Origin of the sequence: Paraburkholderia sp. C35 (assembly GCF_003121405.1) — a bacterium.
Lineage (GTDB): Bacteria > Pseudomonadota > Gammaproteobacteria > Burkholderiales > Burkholderiaceae > Paraburkholderia.
This window is the reverse complement of the sequence record NZ_QBUY01000011.1, coordinates 1-17,044: the sequence shown is the minus strand read 5'-3', so window position 1 is coordinate 17,044 and position 17,044 is coordinate 1. Positions and strand designations below refer to the sequence as shown.

Sequence of the window (17,044 nt, the reverse complement as noted above, 5' to 3'; positions counted from 1 at the left end):
TATCTCCCAGGGACGGTGCATCAGAAACCGGGCCGGTCTTGCGCCGGCCTTCGGAACATCGTGAGAATCAGATAAAGGCCGCCGAGCAGCGTGGCCATCACGCCAGCCGGCATTTCCTGCGGAAACAGCACCCAGCGGCCGAGCCAGTCCGAGCCGATCATCAGCGTCGCGCCGAACGTGGCGGAGATGAACAGCAAGGGCATGTCGCGGCGAATGCCGAGCATGCGCGCCATATGCGGCGCCATCAGCCCGATAAACGATAGCGGCCCGATCACGAGTGTCGCGACGGCGCTCAACCACGCGCTCAGCATCAGCAGACAGAACCGCGCCCCGGCGATACGTACGCCGAGCCCCATCGAGACCGCATCGCCGAGCGGCAGAATCTCCAGCCAGCGGCGGCACAGCGGCACGGCCGCGAGCGCGAGCAGCGCACAGCCGGCAACGAGCGCGGCCATCCAGGGTCCGACGTTGTAGGTCGAGCCCGCCAGCAGGTTGTAGAGGATGATGACGCGCGGATCGCCGCTCGAAATCGCGATTACGGAGACCGCTTGGAACGCCGCGCTCAGCGTCATGCCCGCGAGAATCAGCGTGTCGGGCGAGAACGACGACGCACGCGCGATCAGCACCAGCGCGCACAGCGTGAGCATCGAGCCGGCCGCGCACCAGACGAGAAAGGTCGGCAGCCCCGGGGCCGAGGTGAGGAAGAGTGCACCCGTTAAACCGAGCGCGCCGCCCGCCGGGATGCCGAGCAAATCAGGGCTCGCCATTGGATTGCCAGTCATGCGTTGCGTCATGCCGCCAGAGAGCGCGAGCAACACGCCCACGCCCGCCGCAGCCACCACGTGCGGCGCGCGCAGGAACAGCAGCGCGGCGGTCTCACGTGCATCGCTCAGATGCCAGCCCGCAAGGCCACGCCCGAGCGTAAGCGACAGCACGATCACCATTGCCAGCATCAACGCGCTTGCGAGCGCAACGAGACACAGGTTGCGTGGCGAGATCGGCGCGCCAGGCTGGGCAGACGCGTGCGCGAGATCGGGACGCCCTCGCAGACGGCGCAGCATCACCAGCAGGAGCGGCGCGCCGATCAACGTCGTGATTGCGCCGGTTGGAATTGCCATGCCGAAGCGTGTTGCGCACAACTGCGCAAGCTGATCGGCAAGCCACAACAGCGCGGCACCAATCAGCGGCGACCAGATCACGCGTTCACGCAGGCGTCGCGCGCCCGCAAGCCGCGCAACGGCGGGTGCCGCGAGCCCGACGAAGCCGATCACGCCCACCGCGCTCACCACGAACGCGGCGATCAGCAACGTGAGCAGGAGCACGATGCCACGCGTGGCGTGCAGCGATACGCCGAGGCTCGACGCCACCGTATCGCCGAGATCGAACACCGTCATCGGCCGCAGACACAGCAGCAAAAGCAGCGCGCACGGTATGAAGCGCGCCGCGAGCGCAAGCGCTACGTGCCAGTCGTGCTGAGCGAACGCTCCACCGCCCCAGACCAGCAGACCACTCAGCAGGTCGTAATGCGAGATCGCCAGCGCGAGGCAGAAGGCGCCGCCACACAGAATGACGATCATGCCCGCGAGGATCAGCGCGAGCGGCGACATCCCGCGCCGCGCCGCCAGCGCGAACACGGCGGCCAGTGCCGCCGCGCCGCCCGCAAGCGCGACGGCGTCGCGGCCACCGGCGAGCAGGAATGGCGCATAGACGGTAGCGAGCGCCAGCGCCAGCCACGCACCCGAGAAGATGCCGAGTGTCACCGGTTCCGCGAGCGGATTGCGTAACACCTGCTGGGTCGTGACGCCCGCGAGTCCGAGCGCGGCGCCACACAGCAGCGTGACGGCCACGCGCGGAAAGTCACCATAGTGCACCAGCAATTGAGTTACGTCGGAGGAAGAGGGCGCGACGAGTGCCTGCCACCAGAACGCGGGCGCGAGCCGCGCGTCGAGGCGCAGCGCGAACAGCAGCGCCGCGAGCACGAATAGCGCGCAGACAGACACGAGCGGCGTGCGGAGTATCGGCACGAAGGGTGGGCTCATGACATTCTTCATGTTGCCTCCGCGACGCGCTGTTCAGGCGAAGCCACGGGCGATGTCGCCGGCAGCGCGGCGAGCGCATCGACGAGCGCGTGCGCGAAATACGCCGCGCTCAGGATGCCGCCTTCGGGCGGCACCTCGGCCATGCCGGTCATGCGACCGGCGCCCGCGAAGGGCATGGCCTGCCAGACGCGGCTTGTCTGCATCATCGTCGCTGTCATGGCGGGCAATGGCTTGACGTACACGAGCGTCGCGCGCGGATCGGCGTCGAGCGCATCGAAGCCGATCATCGCCGAGGCCGCAGCACCGTTCGCACGGCCCCACGCATTGCGCAAGCCGAGTCGCGCGAGTAGTTCGCCGAACAGGCTGTGCGTGCCGAACACACGCAGATGCGATTCGTCGATAAAGCGTGTCAGGTAGACGGGTGCGGCGCGCGCTCGTGACGCCGCAGGCAGCGCGTCGAGTCTTGCGCGCGCCGCGTCGATTGCGCGCTGCGACTGCATCACGGCAGCCTCGCCTTGCGTCTCGCGCCCGAAGAGTCGTGCGAGGCGCATCGTCTCTTCGCAGGCGGCCGTATAAGGCGTGGGACTCGCGCGGAACATGCCCAATGTGACGGTGGGCGCGATACGTTCGAGCGCGCCGCGCATCGACGCATGCGCGGGCGTGATGACGATCAGATCGGGCTTGAGCGAGAGCATCAGTTCCATATTGGGCTGGAACATCAGGCCGAGATCGACCACGGAAGCCGGCACTGAACACGCGGTGAAGTTACGCCGGAAGCCGGGTGTGTTCGCCATGCCGACGGGCAACACGCCGAGCGCAAGAGTCAGCTCCGCGAGTCCCCAGTCGAGCACGATCACGCGGCGCGGCGCGGCCGCCCGCGCGCGCACGCCGAAGGACAGAAAAGCGCCGCCCAGCAGCGCGGCGAGCATCGCACGGCGATTCATTGCACTGCACCCGAAAGCACTACCACTGGTATTTCGCTCCCGCCATCAACAGGCGACCTTGTCCCCAGTAGCAGTAGTTCGCGCCCGTACACGATGCGAAGTACTTGCGATCGAGCAGGTTCGACACATTCAGCCAGGTGGTCCAGCCTTGCATGCTCGTGAAGCGTCGGCCGAGGTCATAGCGCAGCGAGAGATCGACGAGCGTCGCCGATGAGGTCATGAAGGTGTTCGCTGTATCGCCATACGAACCGCCGATATAACGCACGCCGCCGCCGAACAGCAGACCCGCAAGCGGACCGGCCGGGACCGTGTAGTCGGCCCACAGCGAAGCCGTGTTGCGCGGAATGCCCACCGGCACCTTGTCGAGGTTCGACGAATTGCTCTTGGTGTTGAGCAGGTTCGTGTAGGTGTAGCTCGCAATCAGCTGCAGGTTGTTGGTCAGGCTTGCATGACCCTCCACCTCGAAGCCCTGCGAGCGCACCTGGCCCGTGAGCACGCTGAACCCGCTGTGCAGTGGATCGGTGGTTGCGACGTTGTTCTCGGTGATGTGGAACGCCGACACCGTGACAAAGCTGTTGTAACCCTTCGGCTGCAGCTTCACGCCCACTTCGTACTGCTCGGACGTCATCGGCGCGAACGCTTCGCCGCCATACGAAGTGCCGATCTGCGGCTGGAACGAACGCGAGTAGCTCACGTACGGCGCGATACCGCTGTCGAACTGGTACACGCCGCCTGCGCGCCACGTGAACGCACGATTGAACTGCGTGGTGGTGGCACCCGTCTTGTATGAAGTCTGATCTTCGTTGGCCCAGTCCTCGCGCACGCCGAACAGGAACGACCATTTGTCGATATCGATCTGATCCTGCGCGTACACACCGAGCTGCTTGATCGAAGTGGCGTTCGACGTCGCGAACATGAAGTTCGGATACGGGATCGTCTGGCCGTAGATCGGGTTGCTTTCCTCGAGCCCAGGTGTCGAAGTCAGATTGCCGTAGAAGTAATGGTCGAACTGCATGTTCTGATAATCGAGGCCGACCGTGACGTTGTGCTTCACCGGCCCCGTGTTGAACTTCGCGTTCACCTGGTTATCGACGGTATGCGAATTCACGCTGCCGAAGTTCAGATACGCGGTGCGCGCGAGCGTGTCCGTGCCCGACGTGAAGCCGTCATTGCCCACGTACTGGATCGTCTGCGTGTAGCGCATGAAGCGATAGCTCTGCTTGAACGACCATACGTCGGTGAAGCGGTGCTCCAGCTGGTAGCCGATCGACTCCTGGGTCTTGCGGAAGCTGTCCCATGTCGGCTCGCCCGGATATTCGCTGCGGCTCTTCCAGGTATAAGGCACCGAGTTGTAGATGCCCGCTTCCGGGTCCGACTGATAGTTCGCGAAGATCGTGAACGTCGTGTCTTTCGACGGACGGAACTGGATGGTCGGCGCGATCGAGAAACGCTGCTGGTTCACATAATCGGTCTGTGTGCCGGTGTTAAAGCCGTCGGCGGTCAGGCGATAAAGGACCTTGCCGTCCTTGTCGATCGGACCGCTCATGTCGAAGAAGCCTTGCAGGCGGCCATAGCTGCCCGTCTGGAAGCCCACTTCATGGTAGGGCGTGTCGGTGGGCATCTTGCTCACGAGATTGATCGTGCCGCCCGGCGAGCCTTGGCCGTACAGCACCGAGGCCGGGCCGTGCAGCAGTTCGATGCGCTCGAACATATATGGATCGAAGCTCGTGACGTTGTAGCCAAAGCCGCCGTTCGGGCCGGGCGTGCGCAGACCGTTCCAGTACTCGTCGACGAGGAAGCCCCGCGCGTAGAGGTATTCGAGCGAATCGGTATTGGTGCCGCGCTGCTCGGGGTTGATGCCCGACGTGTAGCGCAGCGCCTGTGCCACGCTCTGCGCGTTCTGCACGTCCATCTGGTCGCGTGTGACGACCGAGATCGCCTGCGGCACCTTGATGATCGGCGTGTCGGACTTGGTGCCGGCTTCGCTGCGCTTCGCCACATAACCGACCACCGGACCCGTGCCCGGCTCTTTGTCGCGCGCGCCCTGAACCGACACAGCGGGCAGTTGCTGGCCTGATTGCGCAGTTTGCGTCGACGCGTCCGATGCTGCCACAGGCGCCGCCGCCGTTTGCGCACTCGCGATCTTTGCAATCGCCAACGCTACGATCGCCGTGATCGTGCGCACTTTCATGCGCTTTGTGCTTCCCATCTGGTTATTCACACCGTCCGCTGACTTCCCGCCCCATCCCCGATTCATCCCGTCTGCCTTATTCAAGATTTGAGATTCGCCGCCATATTAAATAAGAATCATTACGATTTATATGCATAGTGCGGCATGCGGACGATAGAATACGTGCCAGGTTTCGCCGACGTCCTGTCAATTAGCTACGCGAAACCATCGAAATTTAGCGGTTTTGCGATATTTCATCGAATAGTTCACAAAATGACCGAGATCTGGCAACGCTTTACTGGAAGCGAGCGGCGCTATCTCAAGCGTCCTGTCATCGCCAAACGGTACGATTTCGCCGCTGGCGACATTGAAAGCTGGCACTCGCACACCCAGCCGCAGTTCGTCTACACGACGCGCGGCGTGCTGCGCGTCATCACGCCGGACGGCGCGTGGACGCTCGGTCCGTACCGCGGTCTGTGGATCGCGCCGCTCGTCGCGCACGAGTTGCAGGCGGTCAGCCCGGCGGTGATGTACACGGTCTATTTCGAGGGCGATATTGCGCCGCGCGATGAGCCGAATTGCCATGTCCTGATGATTTCGACGCTGCTCAATGAACTGGTCGCCGCGCTCGTGCTGGATCAGCAGAACGGGCATCCCGAGCGCCGCTCGAAGTTGATCGACCCGCTGCTACTTCAGGAGATGCGCGAGGCGCAACTGGCGTCCGAAGGACTGCTGCCGCTGCCGAAAGATCGCCGGCTCCAGCAGATCTGCGGCCAGTTGATGGACGAGCCCGCCGACAACACGCCGCTCAACGACTGGGGCACGCGCGTGGGCGCGAGCGAGAGCACATTGGAGCGCGCCTTCAAGGAGGAAACCGGCCTCACCTTCGGGCAGTGGCGCCAACGGTTGCGGCTGGTGGAATCGATCGCGCGCCTTGCGCGAGGCATGCCCGTCTCGACGATCGCAACCGAGTTGGGCTATCGCAATTCCAGTGCTTTCATCACGATGTTTCGGCGCGCGATGGGCGAGACGCCGCAGCGCTTCTTGCGCAATCGCGGCGGCGTTCAGGATGCGGGTGAGGTGCAGCAGGCGCAATGAGCGGTACGAGCGGTTTATCTATCGGAGTGTTGCCTCGAAGAACTGCACCACATCGACATTGAAGTGTTCATGGAACGCCGCGCGGTCGAAGCCCGGCAGGCTGTTGCAGATCTCCGGCCTCTGTCGCGATAGACGCGCATCGCAAGGTGGCAGGAAGTCGTAGTGACCTGCGTTTGCGACCACGTGATAATCGGGCGGATGAGGCAGGTCGGCGCGCACCGCTTCTTCATAGTACGGATTCGGCTGATGGCGATCGTCGGCTGCTCGCCACAACTGGATCGATGCGTGCACATCGGCTAGCCCCGCGCGGCCGAAGCTGAATCCGAACGCTGGCGCGGCAATCACTGCCGCCTTGATGCGCGGCTCGTGGACCCAGGCGCTGGCGGGAATATCAGCGCCAATATGCGGATCAACGCCGGCATGTTTCAACGCCTCGCACAGATCATGCTCCGGATGGGCCTCGCAATACGGCGCGATCTTCGAAAGGTCTGGAATTCCGCCCGCTGCCACGAGCGCGGTGAAGCCACCGTTGGAGAAACCGTACGCGCCGACGCGGGCGGCATCCAGTTGTTCGTGCCCGCGCCACGCATCGAGCATGTAGTCCACCAGTTGGTGTAGCTGTGCGGGACGGCGCCACGGTTGCAGAACTCCGCTCTGGTCATCGAAGGTGTCGCCGGCGTGACTGACCGCCGCTACCACGAAACCCGCGTGAGCCAGGGCAAGCGCCGTGTCGTAATGGCCGCCGTACCAGCCTCCGCCGCCATGCGACATCACCACCAGCGGCAGCCGATGGCCAGCGATCGGCGCGTCCAGTGCCACCGTCTGGGTGAAATTGCCCAGCGCGTGCGGCGTCGCAGATGCATCGGTTGGATACCAGATTCCGGCCGTTAGCCGCTCCGTTCCATTCGCTATCTTCACCTCCTCGAAGCCGACATCGGCGGCGATAGCGGGCGCGGCAAGCAAGGCACAAAGGATGATGATCCCAGTCATCAATCGCACGATGGTCTCCCTGGTTGGCGCTTTCCGAACGTTGAATCACAGCTCACAGGCAGGATGAGGCGTTTGCGCGCAATTTGCGAGTGCCATGAACGTTTTCCCAGACATCAGGATGCACTTTGCGAATCGCCATCGATAGGGATCATTTGCCCGGAGATGGAACGTCCGGCATCCGATGCAAGGAAGACAGCGAGCGCCGCAATATCCGCCGGATCCACGAAATGCCTGATGGACTGATTGGCAAGGGCCGCAGCCTCTTCCTGCGCAATGGAACGGCCGCTGGCCGATGCGCGGCCCGCCAATACCTGCTGAACGCGCGGGCCTTCCACCGCGCCTGGCAAGATCGCGTTGACGCGTATGCCAAACTCGCCTAACTCACGCGACAAAGTCTTGGTGAATCCGATGAGGCCCCACTTGGTCGTCGCGTACGGACTGCGATTCGGATAACCAAAACGGCCGGCGAGCGACGACATGATGAGAATTACGCCCGGGCGAGATTGCTTGAGCAAGGGGATTGCCTGTTGCGTGACAGTGAACGTGCCGGTGAGGTTCAGTCGAAGCACGGCATCCCAGGCGTCCGGATCCATCTCTTCGACACTCGCGGTCGGGCCAGCAATGCCGGCATTGTTGATCAGGACGTCCAGGCCACCGAGCGCAGAGGCGGCGTCCGCGACCATTGTCGTCGCCGCCGCGCGATCGGCGATATCACATACCGACGTCACCACGCCGGGCAAAGTCGCCCGCATCTGTTCGAGCGCTGCCGCGTCGATGTCGCAGACATACACGCTCGCACCTGCCGCGACGAATGCTTCCGTGATGGCGCGTCCGATACCACCCGCGCCGGCCGTCACCAGCACGCGCAGGCCTGTCGATAAGGTCATCAAACTCTCCTTTCCGTCCGGTTCATGCTCGCCGCTCACTCGCAGGCGGCACGGATGAAGTCAGGAACGCCGACGGCCTTGAGACGTCCATCGTCCTGCCTGATACACAAGGCGCGTGTCGCGTGACCCTCGCAGATCAGCGTATCGTCGCGCACGATGCGATGGCTCTGGATAAACACCTTGCCGCGCCATTCCTCGACACGCGTATGTACCGCCAGATTTTCGCCGTAAGTCGCCGAGGTGTGAAAGCGCGTGTGGAATTCCAGCAGCGGCGCGCCGATGCAGTTGGGTAGCGCTTGCATCTCCCGCCATGGCGGCAGCCCGCACTGTATAAAATAATCGTGCGAGGCGGCGTCCATCCAGCGCGAAAAGTTCGGGAAAAAGACGATTCCAGCCGGGTCGCAATCGCCGAATTGCACATCGATTCGATAAACGGTTTCTTTACTCACGGATATATGCTCCTGCTTCCAGTTCAGCCATTGTGCGTGTATTGCCCGCACGACACTGTCGATGCAGCGACATTTCGCATCGGCGACCGGGCGCGTCGCCCGGAGGGACGGGAATGACGCGGCAAAAGCGCACGGCGACGGTGTCGCTTACGCTCGATGAACTGCTCGCCAGGTCGCCGTGGTTCGTCAAGCTGGATGAAACCACGCAGTCACGCGTGCGCGCTGACCTGTCGGAGCGTTCCGTCGCAGCGGGTCAAGTGCTCGGGCATCACGGTGAACGACAACACGCGTGGTTTGGCGTGCTCGAAGGCGTGATCAAATGGTCGATCACCGCACGCGACGGACATACCGTCACGTTAGGCGGGCAGTCGGTCGGAAGCTGGTTCGGCGAGGGCACGTTGATCCGCAACGCCCCGCGCGAGTCGGATCTCATCGCATTGCGCGACAGCCGCGTTGCGCAGCTTCCACGCGCAACCTTCCATTGGCTTCGCGAGCGCGAGCCCTCGTTCAACGAATTTCTGCTGCTGCAGGTCAACGAACGTCTGCACTGGTTCATGGGCGCGGCTGTCGCACACGGACTGCTCGATACCGACAACCTTGTTGCCAGAGCACTGGTGGGTATGGTGCACCCGCTGTCCAATCCGAGCGGTGCAGAGTACCTGCCGTTATCCCAGGAGGAACTCGCCAACCTGGCCGGCGTGTCGCGTCAAACGTGCAACAAGGCAATGACCCGCTTCAAGCATGCTGGCCTCGTGCGCACCGAATACGGCGGCATCGTCGTGCTGGATGTGCCAGGGCTCGACGCCTTGGCCAGATAGCAACGTATTCCTTGTTCAGCCACTGAAGCATCCGGTCCGGGGCGCCTGACGACTCGGTGTTTACGCTGCCCCCAACTGTCGCGCGATCGACAGTTGCGGCGGCGGTCGCCCGAAATAATGCGTGTCATACATGACCAGGAGACACGCAATGCATCGCGCCCAATCACTGCCCCCCGTAGGCGCACTTGTCGAGCGTCCGTCGGATCACACAGCAGAAGACGCCGTCTTTCGAAAAATCAGCTGGCGCGTGATGCCGCTGATTCTGATCGCCTACATCTGCGCATTCCTCGACCGGATCAACATCGGCTATGCGCAGTTGCAGATGAAGCAGGACCTCGCGTTTTCCGACGCGGTATATGGCCTCGGCGCAGGTGTTTTCTTTCTGACGTATCTGCTATTCGAGGTGCCGAGCAATCTGCTGTTGGAAAGGATCGGCGCGCGACTCACGTTCCTGCGAATCATGGTGCTTTGGGGCCTCACTTCCGCGGCCACCGCGTTCGTCACGGCGCCGTGGCAATTCTATGCAATCAGACTGATGCTCGGCGTGTTCGAAGCGGGCTTCTTCCCAGGCATCATTCTCTATCTGACCTACTGGTATCCGAGCCAGCGCCGCGGTCGTGTGACCGGTCTGTTCCTGTTCGGCATGCCGATCACGGGTGTCCTCGGTGGCCCGTTGTCGGGAACGATCATGAGCCGCCTGGAAGGCCTTGGCGGCATGCATGGCTGGCAATGGCTATTCCTCGTCGAGGGCCTGCCGACGGTCCTGCTGGGGGTTCTGCTGTATTGCATGCTTCCGGATCGCCCGGCCCGCGCTACATGGCTGAATGACGCGGAGAAGGGACTGGTGCACTCGGTGCTGGATGCGGATCAGAGCGGCAAGACCACGGCTCGACGTCATGGCCATCTCACAGCGGCGCTGACCGACCCGAAGATCTATGTGCTGGCGTTCGTCTACTTTTGCTGCGCTTGCGCCGTCTACACGCTGACGTTCTGGTTGCCGACGATGATCAAAGGGCTGGGTATCGCGCCGATCGCCACGATCGGCTGGTACACGGCCGTGCCCTATGTGTTCGGCGCGCTCGGTGTTCTCGTCATTAGCCGCAGTTCGGATCGCTTCAAGGAGCGGCGCTGGCATGTAGGGGGAACGCTGGCCCTCGGTGCGATCGTCCTTGCCTCGGCTTCGTTCGTCGGCACCGCCGTCGTGCCCGTGATGGTCCTACTGTGCGTGGCCGCGGTCTTCATTTTCGGAGGCGGCTCGCTGTTCTGGTCGATTCCTCCGACCTATCTGGGCCGGGACGCTGCCGCAGCCGGCATTGCCGTCGTCAGTTCGCTGGGCATCCTAGGCGGCTTTGTCAGCCCGACGCTGATCGGCTGGATCAAGAGCGCGACGGGCAGCATCCAGATGGGTCTGCTGGCCTTGACCGCGGTTGTCGTCGGCGGCGGGCTGACGATCCTGCTGGGGCTGCCGAAGAGCGCGGTCCGGGTGGGCCCCGCCGATGGCGCGGACGCGCACCAGGCGCGTCGCCACAGTTAATCCTCTTCTTTCAATCAGTTTCAACTCCGGAGTGGTTCACCATGAGCAAACCCAAAGTCATCGTGACCGTTGCCCCGACCGGCGGCATGGCCAGCAAGAAAATGAACCCCAATCTCCCGACACAGCCACAGGAGATCGCCGAGGACACCTACCGCTGCTACAACGCGGGCGCCAGTGTCGTTGCAGTGCATGCCCGCCGACCCGACGACGAAGCCACTTGCAATCCGGCGATCTATAGCCATATCAACCGGCTGATTCGCGACAGGTGCGACATCATCCTGAACAACTCCACGGGCGGCGGCATCAATGGCGATATGGTTCGCGAACTCGACAACGGCCTCTGGGAAATCCAGTGGGAAGAACGTCTGAAGGGCATGCAAGGTGACGGCGTCGAGATGTGCACGCTGGATGCACAAACCGTGATCGCAAGTTTTGGCGGCAAGGAGATCCTGGTGGCGACACCGCCGTCGCGAATCCGGCAGATCGCCACCATGATGAAAGAACGCGGCATCAAGCCCGAATGGGAAGTGTTCGGCCTCGCCGACATCGTCCAGGATGTGCAGCGCGCCATCAATGAAGGACTCGACGATGCACCGCACTTTATCAATATCGTGATCGGTGCCAATGCGTTCCAGGGTGCGTTACCCTATACGCCCCGTCTGCTGCAGACGATGGTCGATCATCTGCCCAGCCAGACCGTCTTCAACGTCAGCGCCATCGGCGCGGCGCAACTGCCGGCCGCGATGAACTCACTGCTGCTGGGAGGGCATGTGCGCGTCGGTCTCGAAGACAATCTGTACTACAGGCACGGTGAACTGGCGACCAATGTGCAGCTTGTCGAGCGGCTCGTTCGCCTCGTGCGTGAGATGGGTTACGAGCCGGCCACGCCGGATGAGGCGCGCGAGATCATTGGACTGCGGCCGTTGCGCGTCACGCGCGACGCCGACTGCCTGGAGGCTTAGGCTATGACAACGCGAGGCGACCACATTGCTGTCGTCGGCACGGGTGTTATCGGCGCCGGTTGGGCGACACACTTTCTGGCGCATGGTTTCACCGTCACCGCGACGGATCCCGGCCACGAGGCCGAGTCGCGCCTGAGAAACTGGATCGCCGATAGCTGGCCAGTGGGCGAGCGTCTTGGGCTGGCGAACGGCGCTTCGCGAGACAAGCTGACATTCACGTCCGATGTCGGCATGGCGGTACAGAATTCCGATTTCATTCAGGAAAGCGGCCCTGAACGTCTGGATGTCAAACGTGCTCTGATCGCGGGTATCGAATCGGCGGCGAGGCCGGACGCGATTATCGCGTCGTCGTCGTCCGGGCTGGCAATCAGCGAGATTCAGGCGGGGGCGAAGCATCCGGAGCGGATCGTCCTCGGGCATCCATTCAACCCGTCTCATCTCATGCCGTTGGTCGAGGTCGGTGGGGGCGCACTCACGTCGCCCGACTACGTCGCGAAGACCATGGCGTTCTATGCGTCAACGGGGAAGAAGGTCATCAGGGTCGGCAAGGAAGTCAAAGGTCATATCGCCAATCGTCTGCAAGTAGCGATATGGCGCGAAGCCATTAGTCTGGTACAGCGCGGAGTTGCTTCCGTGGAGGATATCGATGCGGCGATTTCCTACGGTCCAGGCCTGCGCTGGGCGCTGCTCGGTCCGTTTCTGAACCTGCACGCTTCGGGGGGATCTGGCGGCATTACGCATGTGCTGCAGCACCTTGGGCCAGCCCAGCGCGAGTGGGCGAGAGACCTGGGTACGTATCCGGAAACAGATGACTACATCGAGTCGATTGCGAGTGGCGTCGACGCGGAGCTTCGGTCATACGATTTTCCAGAAATGCTTCGTCAGCGCGTTGAACTGTTGATTCAGTTACTGGAGGCGAAGCGAAGTCTTTCTCAGATTCCGTAGCGGGATATGAGGAGAGGTGGATGCAGATACGACGATGTATTCTTCGGCAGTTCGACTTCACTTACGTTCGTCTGGCGGCGTAATCGTGCAAAGGAGCCCGTTTTCGATTCGCAGGGACGCCACCGTGACGGAAACAGGTGGTATCCACCGCACCCAAAGATCAAGATAAGGTTCCATGCTACGCAACACTCAATCGATGAATCTTTGATACTGCAAGAACCCTGATTCCATAAAACATATGAAGGCACCACGCTTTACGGCCGCTTTACTTTTCGCTCCTCTAATCGCCCATGCGGAAATAAGTCATGACACGTTTTGCTTTGGTTCAGGTGGAGCGAAGCCGACAAATTTCGAAATGCAGATCTATTCTGATTCGTCGAGCCAGTTGTCGTGGGGGTTCGTCAAGTATCAGAATTCCCGCCAGGCCATCCCGTTGATACTGGCCGAATCAACGTCTGAAGTACTGGACAAGAACGCACCCGAAGAAGTCACCGCTACCTGGGTCGAAGTCTACGGCAAGCAGGTCACGGGCGAATATCAGATGGTGAGCCAGGGAACGATGCTCGCATCGATGATTTATATCAACAGGAAAAGCGGCAAGAAAACCGCGTTTGGATTGAAGTCAGGTGCTGTGACTGGCACAGGCAGCTGCGACTGGCAGTGACAGTGCGCTTCGGCGGATACAGGCGAGACCCCCGAGCATATCAGCATGGTCCCGTACGCTAGAACAAGCGATAAAGGCAAATGTCAGCTGCGCGGCTATTTCTGCCGATATTGTGGCCCTCACTAAACGGTTAGCTGATACATACTCCGATGGGTTCGTCGGTCCTTGCAGACTCACGGCATTCAAGAGCGCCGACAGCCACCGCTCATTTCACGAGGGGGCGTCATGAACTGGTTCAGCAAATTGGTGATCGCGACGGCTGTCTCGCTGGGCGCGACAGGTTGCTCAGCGCCTTCCTTGATGCAGCAACCGCTCAAGGTAGCAGGTCAGGACGTGCAGCCCTGGGTTTTCCATGACAAGAACTCGAATGCGCTCTCTGGAGTCTTCGTCGACCTGACGAACGCCATCGCCAAAGATGCAGGCCTGCCAGTCCAGTATCAGGTCATGATATTCGGCGACCTGATCCCCGCGCTGGCCGGCGGCAAGATCGATATGATCGCCACGAACATGGCGATCACGCCTGCACGCGCAGAGCAGGTCGATTTCAGCAACCCGGTTTATAACGCGCCAACAGAAGTTGTCGTCGTGCTGGCGAACGACACGACGGCCTATCGAAGTCTGGCAGACCTCAAAAATTTTCCGGTGGGCGCGCAGAAGGGAAGCATTCAACTAGCGCTCCTGCAACGGACTGGCGGTTTCTCCGAAATCAGGATCTATGACACGCTGGAAGACGCGTGGTCGGCGGTGGCTTCAGGCCAGATCAAGGCCGCCGTCACGTCCTGCCCTGACACGATATATGCGTCCAGACACGGCCGACTTGCAGCATTGCGGATTGCGAGTTCGTACCAGTCGCAGTCACCCAAGCCTCGGATCGGCATTGCGGTACGAAAGGGAAATAGTGCGCTGCTTGAAAAAATAAACCGGTCGCTGGCGAAGCTCGAAGCGGACGGCACGGTCAAGGCAATCTTCGTCAACAATGGTATTGATGATTGGGCGCCGCCGAAATAGGCCGGTTACAGGGGGGCGATACCGGGCAGCCGTCGCACAACGCTAAACGACACCCGCCTCTGCCGCTTGAAGCGACTGTCAGGGCAACAAGCAGACAGTGATCTCAGCACCCGGCTAAGAAAGCGACACAAGCCGCCGCACATATGACGGCAACGCCGAGACGTGCAAATTCTCCACAAAGCTCTCACGCAACGCATTCGCAGCTGGACTGAGAGAGCGACCCATCAGTTCGATAAAACCCACTTCGCGTTCGACCCGCGGCGCTTCGAGCGGTATGAAGCGCAGCGCGTCACGGTGGCGTTGTTGCGCCAGATAGGGCAGCACCGTCAGCCCTACGCCACCCTCCACGGCTGACAGCAAGGTCGTGGTGTTGGCAATGAAAATGCCCTCCTGTCCGGACATCGCTCGACGGACTGGCTCCGGCAAGGTCCGCATCGTGCCATTGCCGATCAGCCGATAGCCCGACAGGTCCTTCCAGTCCACGCGGCGTCGCTTGAACAGCGCATGGCCGGTGTTGACGACGACACACATCACATCGGCAAGCAACGGCGTAAAGCTGAGTTCCCTGTCGTCGCCAGGCGACCCGGCGATACCGAAGTCGATCGCACCCGAGCGAACGCGCTCGTGGATGTATGTCGCGGTTCCGTCTTCCACTTCCAGGTCGATACCAGGGTGGCGTTGCGTGAAGCGGCTGATCGCGTGCGGCAGCAAATCATGCGCGATAGAAGGCACTGCAGCGACGCGCACCCGCCCGCCGCGCATCTTCGCGACGTCGATCGCAGATGCAATCGCGCGTTCGTAGTGTTCGACGAGCTTGCGAGCTTCGCCGTAGAACATCAGCCCGAATGGCGTCGGCGCAGCATGGCTGCCTTTCTCGAACAGCGCCGTGCCCAGCACGCTCTCCAGTTCCTTGATAGACAGCGACAACGCTGGCTGGCTGCGATACACCGCCTTCGCCGCCGCCTTGAAGCCGCCGTGTTCGATGACGGCCACGAAATGGCGCAACTGCGCGATCTTCACGTCTGGAAGGCGGTCCATGGCGGATATAAGCAGGTTAAATAAAATTATCAAAAAAATTGGCTTTGGTTATTTTATGCCGATTTTTAGAATCGGTCCTGTTGTCAATCGCATCGGGATCGAAGATGAATTCGCAGAATTTTTTGAACTGGATCGATGGTCGCTGGCAGTCTGGCGAGACCTTGGTCGAGAACCGCAACCCATCGGATACGGACGACGTCATCGGCCTCTACGCACAGGCGACGCCGTCTCAGGTTCGCGAGGCCATTGCGGCTGCGCGCCGCGCTCAACCGCTCTGGGCCGCGACCGGCCTCGAGCAGCGCCATGACGTGCTGCGCGCGATCGGCGACGAACTGATCGCCCGTCGTGATGAACTGGGACGGCTGCTGGCGCGGGAGGAAGGCAAAACGCTCGGCGAAGGTGTCGGCGAAGTGGCACGAGCAGGGCAGTTCTTCCATTACTTCGCTGCCGAAGTGCTCCGGCAACTTGGCGGTAAGGCCGACTCGGTGCGCGCAGGCATCGAGATCGATATCCAGCGGGAGCCGCTGGGCGTGGTTGGCATCGTCACACCGTGGAATTTCCCGATCGCCACCGCGAGCTGGAAGATCGCGCCCGCGCTCGCTTTCGGCAATGCCGTGCTGTTCAAGCCGGCTAACCTGACGCCCGCCAGCGCGTGGGCGCTGACCGAAATCATCAGTCGCCAGGCGGCATTGCCGCCGGGGACGTTCAATCTGTTGATGGGGCCAGGCGCGGCAATCGGCCATGCGCTCGCGACGTCGGATGGTGTGGACGGCATTTCGTTTACCGGCTCGCTTGAAACGGGCCGCCGTCTCGCCGCCGTCGCCGCGCCGCAACTGATCAAGCTGCAGATGGAGATGGGCAGCAAGAATGCGCTCGTCGTGCTGGACGACGCCGATCTCGATCTCGCCGTCGATTGCGCATTCACCGGGGCTTACTCCGGCACCGGGCAAAAATGCACGGCATCGTCGCGCCTGCTCGTCACGCCAGGCATTCATGCCGCGTTCGTCGAACGGCTCGCGCAACGGTTGCGCAGTGTGCGCGTCGGGCGTGCGCTCGAGGACGGCGTGCAGATGGGTCCGGTCGTCGATGCACGTCAGCTGGAAGCGAACTTGCGCTATGTCGCGCTAGGTCAAAAGGAAGGTGCGAGGCTCGTATGCGGCGGCGAAGCGCTGGCGCATCCTGAGCGCGCTTTCTGCATGTCGCCCGCGCTGTTCGACGATGGTCGCAACGACATGCAGATCAATCGCGACGAAATCTTCGGGCCGATCGCCTGTGTGATTCCTGTGCGCGACTACGACGAGGCATTGTCCGTCGCGAACGACACGCAGTTCGGCCTCACTGCCGGCATCGTCACGCAGTCGCTGCGTCACGCCACGCATTTCCGCCGCAACGCGAAAGCCGGCTGCGTGATGGTCAATCTGCCGACAGCGGGCACGGATTATCACGTGCCATTCGGTGGCCGCAAGGCGTCGAGCTATGGTTGTCTCTTATACACGTC

15 protein-coding genes are annotated in these 17,044 nt (G+C 62.0%); 8 read left to right on the top strand and 7 right to left on the bottom strand.

Annotated features, from left to right (window positions below; all coding sequences use genetic code 11):
• Window positions 1–20 precede the first annotated feature (20 nt).
• From fhuB to DK391_RS09715, 3 genes are read right to left on the bottom strand one after another with little or no spacing between them, the layout of a single operon-like run.
• Window positions 21–2,039 (bottom strand): Fe(3+)-hydroxamate ABC transporter permease FhuB, encoded by a 2,019-nt coding sequence (gene fhuB / locus DK391_RS09725; protein WP_109477896.1) that lies wholly within the window; start codon window positions 2,037–2,039, stop codon window positions 21–23.
• 8 nt (window positions 2,040–2,047) lie between these two features.
• Window positions 2,048–2,983: an iron-siderophore ABC transporter substrate-binding protein gene (locus DK391_RS09720; protein ID WP_109477804.1), complete on the bottom strand. Its 936-nt coding sequence runs from the start codon at window positions 2,981–2,983 to the stop codon at window positions 2,048–2,050.
• Window positions 2,984–3,002: 19 nt separating this feature from the next.
• Window positions 3,003–5,174, bottom strand: coding sequence for a TonB-dependent siderophore receptor (locus DK391_RS09715; RefSeq protein WP_162600765.1), 2,172 nt, complete (start codon window positions 5,172–5,174; stop codon window positions 3,003–3,005).
• Window positions 5,175–5,426: 252 nt separating this feature from the next.
• Here DK391_RS09715 and DK391_RS09710 point away from each other — a divergent pair, with 252 nt between their 5' ends.
• Window positions 5,427–6,251, top strand: coding sequence for a helix-turn-helix transcriptional regulator (locus tag DK391_RS09710; protein WP_162600764.1), 825 nt, complete (start codon window positions 5,427–5,429; stop codon window positions 6,249–6,251).
• An 18-nt stretch (window positions 6,252–6,269) separates the two neighbouring features.
• Here the strand turns inward: DK391_RS09710 and DK391_RS09705 are convergent, their stop codons facing one another.
• From DK391_RS09705 to DK391_RS09695, 3 genes are all read right to left on the bottom strand, one after another.
• Window positions 6,270–7,214: a dienelactone hydrolase gene (locus DK391_RS09705; RefSeq protein ID WP_239482778.1), complete on the bottom strand. Its 945-nt coding sequence runs from the start codon at window positions 7,212–7,214 to the stop codon at window positions 6,270–6,272.
• 140 nt (window positions 7,215–7,354) lie between these two features.
• The gene (locus tag DK391_RS09700; protein WP_109477800.1) at window positions 7,355–8,128 is read right to left on the bottom strand and encodes an SDR family oxidoreductase; all 774 of its coding nucleotides are present in this window, start codon (window positions 8,126–8,128) and stop codon (window positions 7,355–7,357) included.
• A 35-nt stretch (window positions 8,129–8,163) separates the two neighbouring features.
• Complete coding sequence (locus tag DK391_RS09695; protein ID WP_109477799.1) at window positions 8,164–8,577, bottom strand: thioesterase family protein; 414 nt, start codon at window positions 8,575–8,577, stop codon at window positions 8,164–8,166.
• Between the two features lie 113 nt (window positions 8,578–8,690).
• Between DK391_RS09695 and DK391_RS09690 the strand changes: the two genes are divergently transcribed.
• From DK391_RS09690 to DK391_RS09665, 6 genes are all read left to right on the top strand, one after another.
• Window positions 8,691–9,395, top strand: a complete 705-nt coding sequence (locus DK391_RS09690; protein WP_109477798.1) for a Crp/Fnr family transcriptional regulator — start codon at window positions 8,691–8,693, stop codon at window positions 9,393–9,395.
• Window positions 9,396–9,645: 250 nt separating this feature from the next.
• The gene (locus tag DK391_RS09685; protein WP_239482777.1) at window positions 9,646–10,929 is read left to right on the top strand and encodes an MFS transporter; all 1,284 of its coding nucleotides are present in this window, start codon (window positions 9,646–9,648) and stop codon (window positions 10,927–10,929) included.
• Between the two features lie 41 nt (window positions 10,930–10,970).
• The gene (locus DK391_RS09680; protein ID WP_109477796.1) at window positions 10,971–11,891 is read left to right on the top strand and encodes a 3-keto-5-aminohexanoate cleavage protein; all 921 of its coding nucleotides are present in this window, start codon (window positions 10,971–10,973) and stop codon (window positions 11,889–11,891) included.
• A 3-nt stretch (window positions 11,892–11,894) separates the two neighbouring features.
• Entirely contained in the window at window positions 11,895–12,836 is a 942-nt protein-coding gene (locus tag DK391_RS09675; protein WP_109477795.1) for a 3-hydroxyacyl-CoA dehydrogenase NAD-binding domain-containing protein, read from the top strand.
• 238 nt (window positions 12,837–13,074) lie between these two features.
• The gene (locus tag DK391_RS09670; RefSeq protein ID WP_109477794.1) at window positions 13,075–13,500 is read left to right on the top strand and encodes a hypothetical protein; all 426 of its coding nucleotides are present in this window, start codon (window positions 13,075–13,077) and stop codon (window positions 13,498–13,500) included.
• A 225-nt stretch (window positions 13,501–13,725) separates the two neighbouring features.
• Window positions 13,726–14,508: an ABC transporter substrate-binding protein gene (locus DK391_RS09665; RefSeq protein WP_109477793.1), complete on the top strand. Its 783-nt coding sequence runs from the start codon at window positions 13,726–13,728 to the stop codon at window positions 14,506–14,508.
• 114 nt (window positions 14,509–14,622) lie between these two features.
• Here DK391_RS09665 and DK391_RS09660 read toward each other — a convergent pair whose 3' ends face one another.
• Window positions 14,623–15,546: a LysR family transcriptional regulator gene (locus DK391_RS09660; protein WP_109477792.1), complete on the bottom strand. Its 924-nt coding sequence runs from the start codon at window positions 15,544–15,546 to the stop codon at window positions 14,623–14,625.
• A gap of 104 nt (window positions 15,547–15,650) precedes the next feature.
• Between DK391_RS09660 and DK391_RS09655 the strand changes: the two genes are divergently transcribed.
• Window positions 15,651–17,044: aldehyde dehydrogenase family protein (locus tag DK391_RS09655; protein ID WP_109477791.1), on the top strand; the 1,394-nt coding region annotated here is incomplete at its 3' end.